The organism is Haliea atlantica (assembly GCF_054779855.1).
Genome location: NZ_BAAGXL010000004.1, coordinates 1 through 12,261, shown reverse-complemented (window position 1 = coordinate 12,261; position 12,261 = coordinate 1). Strand labels below are relative to the sequence as shown.

Annotated in this window: 10 protein-coding genes; all 10 read left to right on the top strand. The window is 46.2% G+C overall.

The annotated features are described in order from the left end of the window. Positions 1–114 precede the first annotated feature (114 nt). A complete protein-coding gene (gene fcl / locus ACYVGS_RS05220) occupies positions 115–1,095 on the top strand; it encodes a GDP-L-fucose synthase family protein (RefSeq protein ID WP_460587605.1) in 981 nt (326 codons plus the stop codon). Positions 1,096–1,128: 33 nt separating this feature from the next. Next, positions 1,129–2,262, top strand: coding sequence for a GDP-mannose 4,6-dehydratase (gene gmd, locus ACYVGS_RS05215; protein ID WP_460587604.1), 1,134 nt, complete (start codon positions 1,129–1,131; stop codon positions 2,260–2,262). Positions 2,263–2,490: 228 nt separating this feature from the next. Further along, the gene (locus ACYVGS_RS05210) at positions 2,491–3,240 is read left to right on the top strand and encodes a glycosyltransferase family 2 protein (protein ID WP_460587603.1); all 750 of its coding nucleotides are present in this window, start codon (positions 2,491–2,493) and stop codon (positions 3,238–3,240) included. A 69-nt stretch (positions 3,241–3,309) separates the two neighbouring features. Continuing rightward, positions 3,310–4,467 (top strand): nucleoside/nucleotide kinase family protein, encoded by a 1,158-nt coding sequence (locus ACYVGS_RS05205; protein ID WP_460587602.1) that lies wholly within the window; start codon positions 3,310–3,312, stop codon positions 4,465–4,467. A 58-nt stretch (positions 4,468–4,525) separates the two neighbouring features. Further along, a complete protein-coding gene (locus ACYVGS_RS05200) occupies positions 4,526–5,428 on the top strand; it encodes a phosphotransferase family protein (RefSeq protein ID WP_460587601.1) in 903 nt (300 codons plus the stop codon). Further along, positions 5,418–6,632: a hypothetical protein gene (locus ACYVGS_RS05195; RefSeq protein WP_460587600.1), complete on the top strand. Its 1,215-nt coding sequence runs from the start codon at positions 5,418–5,420 to the stop codon at positions 6,630–6,632. The genes ACYVGS_RS05200 and ACYVGS_RS05195 overlap by 11 nt, the downstream gene beginning before the upstream one ends. Further along, on the top strand, positions 6,629–7,759 hold the full coding sequence (locus ACYVGS_RS05190) for a glycosyltransferase (RefSeq protein WP_460587599.1): 1,131 nt from the start codon (positions 6,629–6,631) through the stop codon (positions 7,757–7,759). Before ACYVGS_RS05195 ends, ACYVGS_RS05190 begins: the two co-directional genes overlap by 4 nt. A gap of 21 nt (positions 7,760–7,780) precedes the next feature. After that, positions 7,781–8,626: a glycosyltransferase family 2 protein gene (locus tag ACYVGS_RS05185; protein ID WP_460587598.1), complete on the top strand. Its 846-nt coding sequence runs from the start codon at positions 7,781–7,783 to the stop codon at positions 8,624–8,626. Next, positions 8,623–9,963, top strand: a complete 1,341-nt coding sequence (locus ACYVGS_RS05180) for a hypothetical protein (protein WP_460587597.1) — start codon at positions 8,623–8,625, stop codon at positions 9,961–9,963. Before ACYVGS_RS05185 ends, ACYVGS_RS05180 begins: the two co-directional genes overlap by 4 nt. Before the next feature lie 692 nt (positions 9,964–10,655). Then, the gene (locus ACYVGS_RS05175) at positions 10,656–11,966 is read left to right on the top strand and encodes a nucleotide sugar dehydrogenase (protein WP_460587596.1); all 1,311 of its coding nucleotides are present in this window, start codon (positions 10,656–10,658) and stop codon (positions 11,964–11,966) included. Positions 11,967–12,261: the final 295 nt, after the last annotated feature.

Below are 12,261 nucleotides of genomic sequence, written 5' to 3'. Positions count from 1 at the left end.
AATCCGGCAGCTACCTGGGGGAGGACGACATCGTGCGCTTTGAAGATGTCTATGGGCGCGACCACGCCTGATGTCACAGCGCCGAGTTAAACAGCACACCAAGGATTCCAGCGAATGAACAAAATCTATGTCGCAGGGCACCGGGGTATGGTGGGCTCCGCCATTGTCCGGCAACTGATTAGTCAAGGGCACGATCCGGAGCGGATCATTGGTCGCGCGCACAGTGAGCTCGATCTGACCAACCAGGCAGAGGTGGAGGCCTTTTTCGAACGTGAAAAGCCGGACCAGGTCTACCTGGCAGCCGCTAGGGTAGGGGGCATACACGCTAATAATACCTACCCCGCCGATTTCATCTACCAGAACGTGATGATCCAGGCGAATATTATTCAGGCCGCGTTCAACCACGGTGTCAAAAAGCTGCTGTTTCTTGGCTCAAGCTGCATTTACCCCAAGCTTGCTGAACAGCCCATGCGGGAAGATGCGCTGCTCACGGGCACCTTGGAGCCGACCAATGAGCCCTACGCGATTGCCAAAATCGCCGGCATCAAACTCTGCGAGAGCTACAACCGCCAGTATGGCGAGAGTCATGGCGTGGATTACCGCAGCGTGATGCCCACCAATCTATATGGACCGGGTGACAACTATCACCCGGAGAACTCCCATGTCATTCCCGCGCTGATTCGCCGTTTTCACGAGGCAAAAATTAACGGCGCGCCCAGTGTCGCGATCTGGGGCAGTGGTCAGCCGCGGCGGGAATTCCTGAACGTGGATGATATGGCCGCGGCCAGTGTGCACGTGATGAACCTGAGCCCGGATCTCTACGCCCAACATACCCAGCCCATGCAGAGCCACATCAACGTGGGGTGTGGTGAGGACATCACCATTCGCGAGCTGTCTGAGCTGATTAAGGAAGTAACCGGCTTCGCCGGCGAGATTACTTTTGACAGCAGCAAGCCCGACGGCGCACCGCGCAAGCTGATGGACAGTAGCCGCCTGCAACAACTGGGCTGGCAGGCGGAGATTACTCTGGAAAATGGGCTGATTGGCGCTTATGAGGATTTCCAGCAACATCTCAATACCCTGCGCAGCCGCTGACCGCGAAAGACAAAGATCAAAACAGGAATGAACATGGATACAAAGACTCAGGGCAAGGTGGCGTTAATTACTGGGGTAACTGGCCAGGATGGCTCCTATCTCGCCGAATTCCTGCTGGAAAAAGGCTACACCGTGCATGGCATCAAGCGCCGCGCCTCGCTGTTCAACACCCAGCGGGTAGACCACATCTACCAGGATCCGCACACCGACAACGCCAACTTCAAACTGCACTACGGCGACCTTACCGACACCTCCAACCTGGTACGCATCATCCAGGAAGTGCAGCCGGACGAAATCTACAACCTCGGCGCGCAAAGTCACGTCGCCGTCAGCTTTGAAAGCCCCGAATACACCGCCGATGTCGATGCCATGGGCACGCTGCGAATACTGGAAGCCATCCGCATCCTCGGGCTGGAAAAGAAAACCCGCTTCTACCAAGCCTCCACCTCCGAACTCTACGGCCTGGTGCAGGAAACCCCGCAAAAAGAAACCACCCCATTTTACCCGCGCAGCCCCTACGCCGTGGCCAAGCTGTACGCCTACTGGATCACCGTCAACTACCGCGAAGCCTATGGCATGTACGCCTGCAACGGCATCCTGTTCAACCACGAAAGCCCGCGCCGCGGCGAAACCTTTGTAACCCGCAAAATCACCCGCGGCCTGGCCAACATCGCCCAGGGGCTGGAAAACTGCCTGTACATGGGCAACCTGGATGCGCTGCGCGACTGGGGCCACGCCAAGGATTACGTGCGCATGCAATGGCTGATGCTGCAACAGGACCAGCCGGAAGATTTTGTTATCGCCACTGGCGTGCAGTACAGCGTGCGCCAGTTTATCCAGTGGAGCGCGGAAGAACTGGGCATCACCCTGCGCTTTGAAGGTGAAGGCGTTAACGAAACCGCCATAGTCGACAGCGTCCAGGGCGACAACGCCCTGGCCCTGAAGCCCGGCGACGTGATCGTGAAAATCGACCCGCGCTATTTTCGCCCCACTGAAGTAGCAACCCTACTGGGCGACCCAGGCAAAGCAAATGAAAAACTTGGCTGGGTGCCAGAAATTACCGTTCAGAATATGTGCAAGGAAATGGTCGCTTGCGATCTCCTAACCGCAAAAAAATACGCACTTCTGAAAAAAAATGGCTATGTGGTTTCTGTAAGTACGGAATAAGAATACTGGAACTCGTCTAAAATATAAATATATTTTTACGTAAGTCGAGATTGCTTGCAATTCGAGAAAATCTCGTCAGAACAAATTTACTCGGCGTCATTAAGGGCATTTATCTACAGTTCTGTCTAATGATTGTGGTCTTGCTCTGAGAAACACGGCGGTAGGTATATCAAGCTATATCTATTTCAATAGAAAACCTTCGTGCCGTCTGCTTTTGAGGTAAGTCTCTTGAAAATATCTATTATTACAGCTGTATATAACTCTGAGAATACAGTGCAAGAAGCAATTGAAAGTGTAGCTGTCCAGAAGTATGTCGAGCTCGAGCATGTGATTGTTGAAGGGAATTCAAATGATGGTTCTCTTGGTGTGATCGAAGGTGCAGCTCATAGTCGTATGCGCCTAATTAGTGAGCCAGATCTGGGGATATATGATGCCTTAAATAAGGGTATAAGATATTCCACAGGGGAAATTGTTGGATTCATGCATAGCGATGATTTTTTTGCTCACGATGAAGTTCTTTTGAAAGTCGCAGATGCATTTAAAGATCCTGATGTGGAGGCGGTTTTTAGTGATTTGGACTATGTTTCTCAGTCGGATTCCTCATTTATCGTTCGACATTGGTCTGCTGGGCATTTTGATCCAAGATTATTGAAGTATGGTTGGATGCCGCCGCATCCGACTCTTTATCTCCGGCGGGAGGTTTATGATAGATTTGGAACCTACGATACTAGTTTTAGCATAGCGGCAGATTATGATTTTATTCTTAGATATTTCTCTCAGAGCCCCGGAAAGTCAGCTTACATACCGGAGGTCTTATATAAAATGCGGCTTGGTGGCATCAGCAATAAAAGTTTGAGCAAGGTCAAGAAAAAAATGAAAGAAGATTATTGTGCTATTCGAAGAAATCGTATTGGGGGGGCTCACACGCTCGTGCTAAAAAATTTCTCAAAGCTGAAGCAATTAATTGTGCCACGTTAAGAAAATATGATTTTGATTGGGTTCTTTTGCAGCGATAATTCTAGTGAATAGGTAGTGGATTGCTAAGAAATGAAAAGTATTTCTAGAGATATTTTGGAGATTGCTTCAGGTTCAGGGTGTCATTGGTGTATCTTACGCAAAGAGGATGAGATACTGCGAGGAGTTCATAACGACATCGATCTATTTGTTTCTCCAGGGGATTACAAAAAATTTATTCTGCATATCCAACAGGTTTTTTCAATCAGAAAAATATCAATTATCCGTAAGCGTTATATGCCAGCAGGGGTAAGTTATTTGCTCTATTCTCCGGATTCGGGCGGTCAATTTGAGAAGCTTGATATCTTGCATGAAAACACTCTGGCGTTTTTTTCGATTTTCCCTAGCCGTATCATTGAAGATAACATTGTAAGCGGTATAGCTTACCCTGTACTTCATGATAAGTTTGCGCGTGATCTGTCGTTTAGAAAAAAATTCGCAAGAGATAATTTTTTAGGATTTTTGCATTATGCGTTTAAGGGGCGCCTATGGACTAAATTTTGGACAAGGACATTTATCAAGGGTTACATAAAGGCATATATTTCTAATAGACGTAACCCTTCCGGTGCTTTTGTTGTTCTCGTTGGGCCCGACGGTTCAGGAAAAACAACGGTCGCGAATGGGTTAATGTCTCGTGCCGCACCAGTTTTCTTTTCAGTATCAGTAAATCATTTTAATATTCAGACGTTTCCACGTCTTTCCAAACTGAAAATCCGAGGTAAGCCTGAACCTGACTATACATTACCAGAGTCAGGAACTTATGCACCCATCCAACCTGTTTCTCGTGCATGGATATACTTACTCTATTATGGGTTTGAGCTTTTAATATATACGCATCTTCGTTTAAAGAGGCGCCTGCGTCAGGGGCAGTTGGTTATTTTCGATAGGTACTTTCATGATTGGCTTTTTCAGCGATCTTATCGACGTGCCTCTCCGCGCGCGATACATGCGCTGTTATCACTTGCTGCGCAACCCAGTCTAGTGGTGTATTTAAAAGGTGATCCGAGTATAACCAACGCGCGTAAGCCGGAGCTATCGGCAGAGGAGATAGGCCTGCAACAATCAATTATTGAAAGTAATTTGCTTCCTTATTGGCGCGCGAAATCTGTACCTACATTAACATGTGATACAACACATAGTTCACCTGAAGTCGTTATCGAAAATATACGGTCACAACTTGCCTACGTGTAATATGAAGGCTGTCTTTCCTTCACCCAGTAGATTTCTTGCTGTTCGCTGTAAAGGGGACGTGTTGTTCTTTGAAGGCTGGGCGCTTTGTGTAAAATCTATACGATCTGCAATCTTGTTTAGTGTATTTTATCCTATATCTCGATTTAGTGCTGCCTTTCGATCCGACATAGATTCTATTTTGATTTTATTGAGAAGACTGGGAGTATTAGAAACGAAAGAAGTAGTAACTGGTTTTATGGCCTACACTCCTCGCGACAAACGCAGACGTAGCTACGTCATTATTCATTGCAGCACTCGAAGCTTTTTTGCAAAGGTGGGTGAAGACCTGTCGGAGGAGCATTTGCCAGGAGTTATCGTCAGTCGATTACTAGCAGCTGGATTTTCTGCCCAGATTCCAGTTAAACATCTCGAAGAGGGTCAGAATCGGTTCAACTTCTACCCGTATTTTAACTCCATCTACTTTAAGAAGGCGCGTCTCTCGAAAGATCAGTCAAACCTGTTCTCGGCTACTTTAAACAAGGGAGTGGAAACAAGATTTATCCGCCTTGATGAATACTTTCACGGTCGAAAAGTACACCCAAGCGCGAAAATTATCTTTTCTCATAAGTCAGTGAGACAGCTCTACAAAAGATTATCTTCGGTACCTATAGAGCTCGGAATTTGCCACGGCGATTTAATGAGTCCAAATATTCTTTGCCAAAAAGATGGGTTTGGAAATATTCTAGTTCTCGACTGGGAAAGCTTTTCAGAAAATGAGCCTTTGATTCTAGATAGAGTTGGGGCACGAAAGTGGAGTGTAATTGAAAAGAATGCGACTGAGGGGTTTTCTCGATTTAGACCATCACTGAATTCTGAGGCGACTGAGGCAATACTTTTTATGATGGTCTCTGGCTATCGCGGCTTCGCTCCAGCTATCAGATGGCTCTCACATCTTCCAAAGGATTGGCTTTGTGAAGACTAAAATATTAGGCTCCGCTTCGATCAAGCTCATAGAGCAAATCAGCTACTCGGGCAGTAGATTTCTTTTCTGGGTCCTTGTGCCACTATTGGTATCTGATGCCTGGAATGAAATCGCTATTTTGTCTTTGATAAATCTTCTGACTGCATCTATCTACAGCAGTATTATTGGTGGCCCTGTTTTTTTTCGAATGCTAAGCAAAGATACTGATGAGATAAAAGCATGCTACATGCAGTGTCAGAGTGTAATTTTTGCGATCTCGCTCATTGCACCTTCTTTTTATACGATGATTCGCTGGGACTCAGTTGCCTCGAAACCTTATTTCATCGGTCTCCTCTTTTTTCTGCCTTGGGTTTCAGCGGCGGCGGACTGGGCGAGGAAAACGAATATTCTACTTGGGTTGCAGACTGCTCAGGTATTACGCAATCTGACATTTATGACAGGTTGGCTGCTATATGTACTTTCGTTGAATTTTAAGGTGTTTCCTCTAGATCTTGATCGAATTGTAGTAGCTTTCTGCTTAATGAATTTATTGATATACATTCCTATTTCTGGAGTTTTAATTAAGTTTTCAATTAAAGATTTTTCTAGTCTGGCACCATTCAAAACATGGAAGCATTACTTGCTTACTGGGCTGCTAGCTTATGCTTTCGGTAATTTTTTGTTTTGGTCAGAGAGCAAGATTAATATATATGATGAATTCATTATTTATCGAAATTATCTAACCCCTATATTGATAATGTCTCTTTATATTGAAAGCTACGGGGCTATACAGCTACACGCAACACATGGAGTTTGGAGGCCCATGCGAAGATATCTACTAGGGATTATGGGAGTGACTATTTTGTTCGCTATCTTAGTGTGGGTCGTGCTAAAACATGCACTCATTGGTGACAAAACTGTTGAGTCTTCTATATTTATTTCTGTAACTCTAGTAACTTTTTTAATTGCCGCGATTAAAGTCCCTACTGTTTATCTTCGGGTTTGTCATCGAGACCATTTGATCTCATTTTCGTATCTCCTCCTTCTTCCCATTTTGCCAATTGCCTATGCCTTAGGATTTCCAAAATCACTACCTTATTCGGGGATTGAGATACTTCTCGTGCTATATGCTACGCTCTTCTTGATTTTGATGGCGCTTTCTATTTTTTTCTCGCATTCAATTAAACCAAAAAATTATTCTGAAAATATTAGCGTTAATGTATGAAAGTTAAGAGTGTTATTCATTGTATAAATAGTTTCTCCTCGAACTCGGGAGGGGTTGGTTTTGCATTAAAATCATTGATTGATAATGTTCAGGGTGTAAATCATATTGTTTACTCATTATATGATGATCAGCCAATATTGGATTCAGCGGTATCTGAAATATCTCTATTTAAACGCACAGGGCCTTTCTCATTGTCATACTCCAGAGGGCTCGAGCGCGCGTTGTTGTCAAGAGTCAGTGAAGACCCAGAAATAGTAGTTCATGTTCACGGGATGTGGAGCGGGCTTGGCCACTCTATCAAAGTAATGCATCAGCGTTATGCCCACGTCGGCTATCTCATATCACCACACGGTATGCTTTCACCAGGTGCCCTGTTACGTAGAAGATTAGTTAAATCTATAATGGCGAAGTTGTGGGAAGAGGAAGCTTTGGAAAATGCAAAATTTGTTCACTGTCTATCTGAGAATGAAGAGCGTTGTGTTCAAGACTATAGCTCCCACTTGAGTACATTTGTTCTTCCGCATGCGATCGAGTTTCCCTACTCTACGAGAGAGCTTATCTCTTTGTGGGAGCAGCGCAGAAACACCAGTAAGAAACTTCTCTATTTAGGTAGAATACATGAAACAAAAGGAGTGACTCAGCTGGTTAGGACCTTGAGTAGACGGGCGACCGAAGGAAATCCCGCGCCCTTTCATCTTACAATTGCCGGCATGGGTCATCCTGAAGCAGTAGCATCACTGCAGGATCTCATTAGTTCATCGACTGCTGATATCGATTTTGTAGGCCCCGTGTTCAGTGATAGTAAAGCTGATCTATTAATTAAATCTCACGGCCTAATTCTTCCCAGTCAGACCGAAGGTCTGCCTATGACTCTGTTGGAAGCGGCTTCATATGGGATTCCCTTGTTCATAACACAAGAATGCAATTTGGATTGGGTAGAAGCTCAGGGCGCTGGAAGGTCAGTGCCTCATAGCGATGAGTGCGTAGTTTCATTGATCGATGCCTTTGCAAATACATCATTGCCAGAACTACAAAAGATGGGTTTAATATGTGCAGAGGAAGCTCGTTTGCGCTACTCAAAAGAGGTGGTTTCCTCTCAATGGCTTCAGATTTATAATTTAGTCTGAGACTCTGTACGAGATAAAGTAATGCCTTTCTCTGTTTTGATCCTGACTCTGAATGAAGCGAGCTCTCTGCCTTTATTAGTAAATAAGCTGAAGCCTATATGTGACGATATTGTTATACTTGATTCATTTTCTACGGATGGAACACAGGAGCTCGCACGAGATTTAGGTTGTCGGGTGTATGAGCGTGGTTTTGATAATGAGCACACTCAGCGAGCGTTTGGCATTAAACTACCTTTTCGTCATAGTTGGGTTTACAATCCAGATGCCGATGAAATTCCAGATGATATGCTAATAAAGGAGATGCAAACCGCAGCGACTGATAATAATTTCAATGCTGCGTATGAAGTGCGCTTTCGAAATTATCTAGATGGTCGGTGGATACGCCATAGTACAGATTACCCTGTTTGGGTTGTTCGATTTTTTAAACCTGAAACGCTGACTTTTGAGCGAGAAATAAACCTGCGTTATGTCATTAATGGTTCTGTAGGTCGGTTTAACGGGCATTTTGATCACTTTCCATTTTCTAAGGGTATAGGTTGGTGGATAACTAAGCACAACCTTTATTCCACAAAAGAAGCAGAGGAAGCTGTTAGGCTTTTTGGCGATTCCAGTTTTTGGATGTCTATCCTGGCAGTTTTTAATTCGCGAACCTCTAAAAGCCGACGTTTGGCCTTAAAAGAAGTCAGTTTTTATTTCCCTTTGAGAGGTATTTTGAGGTTTTTATACTCATATTTTTTTAGACTCGGGTTTCTCGATGGTCGGGCCGGGTTTAAATATTCTTTATTAATCGCATTCTACGAATTTCTGATTTCAGAAAAGATAAAGGAGCTCAGAAAAGAAGATTTTTTGCCGGGAATACGGAAGTGAATCTGATAAGCGTGGGGGTTTTTTCATGTCTTATTCTTGGTACTACCTTTTGGGGTGCTAGGTTCGTCAGGTCGTTTGCTATTAGATTTATTTTTTTATTGCACAGTGCCGGTGTGCTTTTAATGCTTTTGGTTCCGGCTATTTTCCATTCCGCTACAAATTTTTCGTCACTTGGCTTCCTTGGTTTTAGTTTTGAATCTAAGGAGGTCGCTAGAAATGTCGTCTATCTGTATTTAAGTGTATCGTATGTTTACGTTTTAACAGCCGTTGGTTTTTCTTTGGTCGCGCGTTTTTTTTCCAGTCGACTTATGAGTTTCGAGCTGCCGTCTGTTGATCGAAAGGAGTCTAAGTGTTTAGCAGTATTGATTTTTTTTCTTATTTGTCTATTATTTTTTATTAGTTACTATGGTAGTTTTGGTTCCATTTTAATGCTTCGTAATAGGGAGAGTTTAAACTTACCTGTTCATTTCGAATTGCTTCGCGCGGCCGTAATTGCTGCAAGCACTTACTCACTATTGCTGCTTTCCACAACACGTTTTACGTTATATCCATTTCTGTTTCTAGGTGGTTTTGCGCTCTTTTCTTTTAGTCTTGTATTGCTAATAGGGTTCGGCTCTCGAAATCTTTTGGTGTTTCCTGTTTGCGCAATATTCGCGACTTTGGCCGTCAGGCAAGATCCAAAGCTTACAAAGCGCAATTATATTCTCGCATGTAGCGCGCTGTTGGTTCTATTTGGTATCGCCGTACTTCAGTCGGATTTTCGTGACGACGGCATACAGCATTTTGGTTTTGATGCTTTGAATATCTTTTCACCCTTTTTGGCTTTCGATCAATTCCAGTCCCTTTATCTTACCTTTGAAACATATGATGTTTTTTTTCGTGCGGCGTATCGGCTGCCATTCAGTATATTTTTTGATTTTTTTGTATACTACGTACCTTCAGGTTGGCTAGAGCATTTGGGCGTTACAAAGGCTTCGCATTTAAATTATATTGCGTGGAATCACTTTGTAACCAGTTCAGTCGAGTCTAATGTGACCCCTTCTCATGTAGGACAGTCTTTGATTGAGGCAGGCTGGTTGGGGCTGTTGTTTCTTCCTGTTTGTGTGACGCTGGTCCTTTTCATATTGCTAAGAATACTCGCTGCTAGTTTTTTGGCAGGTCGTAGCCACTTGGTTATGCTTACGGGTGTGTCATTAATTGCCGGAGGTTTTTTCAATATTGTTCGTATTTTTTCCGGAGCCTATTTTTTATATTTTCTGGTTTTTATTATCGTTATCGCTATATCTGACTTCATAGCGAGCTCGATGGCTCGCCGAAAAGCCAATAAACTTGGCTAGAATATAACGTGTTATGAATCTTGAGGGCAATTCGATGTCAGAAATTAGGGGATCTGATTACCAAGAGCCACATATTCAAAGACTTTCTCGTCGCTCAACGCTTCCTTATAGTCTTAAATTGCGTAATCTTTTGTGGCGCAACATGAATCGCTGGATTTTTCCCATTACTTTGCGCTCACATTCTTTTCGGTGTCTTCTGTTGAGAATTTTCGGTGCTTCAGTGGGGAAAGGAGTCCGTGTTTCGGCTCGGTGCTGGATTGAGTTCCCAGAGAATATTTCAATCGGTGATAATAGCTCAGTTGGGCATGACTGCTATCTTCAGGGTCTTGATAAGCTGACTATAGGATCGAACGTCTGCATTAGTGATGGTGCGGCTATTCTGACGGGAGGCCATGATTTGGCTTCAAAGTCGTTCGAGCTGGTAACTCGTCCAGTAGTTATTTCTGATGGTTGCTGGGTGGCCTATAGAGCTATTGTATTACCAGGTGTAGAGCTTGGGTGTGGGGTGGTAGCAGGCGCGGGATCTGTAGTTCAAAGGAGTTTTCCCGGTTTTTCCGTGATTTCAGGAAATCCAGCAACATTGATTAGGGAAAGAAGAATGTCCTCATAGCTCTCTCAGATTTTTTCAATTTCTTTAGATAAGGATTTATATATTTATAAAAGTGTTTGGTAGACTCGGGCGCACTAGAGTTATGGTAGATTCTGTAGATTTGCAGGCCTTATTAAGGCGTAGAGCCGCTTGCGTATGCGTTATCGGTTTAGGCTATGTTGGTCTACCACTACTTTTACGCTACGCGGAAGCGGGCTTCCTTGCTCTCGGTCTTGACATCGACCCATCCAAGATCGAGATGCTTGGCCAAGGCCGCAGCTACTTCGCCCACATCCCTTCCTCTCGCATTTCCGCGGTAAACTCCGACCGATTTCAGGCCACCACAGACTTCAGCCGCGCCGCCGAGGCCGACGCTCTCATCATCTGCGTACCCACCCCTCTCAACCGATACCGCGAGCCGGACCTCAGCTTCGTGACTAACACCATGGACTCCCTGCTGCCTTACCTGCGGCCGGGGCAGGTGGTGTCCCTGGAAAGCACCACCTACCCCGGCACTACCGAGGAGGAGCTGCTACCGCGTATCGAAAGTCGCGGCTTCACGGTGGGGGAGGACATCTTCCTGGTCTATTCCCCCGAGCGGGAGGATCCAGGCAACGCCAGCTTTCACACCCAGTCCATTCCCAAGGTCGTAGGCGGCCATACGCCGGCCTGTCTGGAAGTGGGTAAGGCACTCTACGCCGCGGCCATCGACCAGGTGGTGCCCGTCAGTTCCACCAAGGCAGCGGAAATGACCAAGCTGCTGGAGAATATCCACCGCGCGGTCAACATCGGCCTGGTCAACGAGATGAAGGTGGTGGCCGACCGCATGGGCATCGATATCTTCGAGGTGATCGAAGCCGCCGCCACCAAGCCCTTTGGCTTTACCCCTTACTACCCGGGGCCCGGCCTGGGCGGCCACTGCATCCCCATCGACCCCTTCTACCTGACCTGGAAGGCGCGGGAGTACGGGGTGAATACGCGCTTCATCGAGCTGGCGGGGGAGGTCAACAGCGCCATGCCCGAGTATGTGGTGGGCAAGCTGATCGAAGGCCTCAACACCCAGCGCAAGGCCCTCAACGGCAGCCGCGTGCTGGTACTGGGGGTGGCCTACAAGAAAAACGTCGACGACATGCGCGAATCCCCCTCCGCGGTGATTATGGAGCTAATCCAGCAACGCGGCGGCGAAGTGGCCTTCAGCGATCCCCATGTGCCGGTGTTCCCGCCCATGCGTCGGCACAGCTTCGACCTGCGCAGCGTGGCGCTGACCCCGGAAAGCCTGGCGGGCTTTGATGCGGTGGTGGTAGCCACCAATCACGACGCCTTTGACTATGCCCTGGTCCGCGAACATGCTCAGTTGATTGTGGATACGCGCGGGGTGTATCGGGAGAAGGCAGGGCATATTGTGCGAGCTTGACCCCTGTTACTCCGGAATCACATACCCCGCTGGCAGGCTGCCGATCATCGAGGTCTGCTTGTATACCCGCTCGGCGATGCGCCGCTCGACACCCGCCTTGTGTAGCTTGTCAAAATAATACCCGCTGTTGGTGACCGAATTTGATGGGACGCGACACTGGAGGGCTGAGCGTAAGCTTCCCCTCTAAGAGGACAGTCCATTAGTAGAGATTTCTGGCATAGTAACCCTAGGAGGTTGGGGTCCTAGGGATTTTGCCTCCAAATACTGCAAAAACCGTTGAAGGCCCCGTATTTAC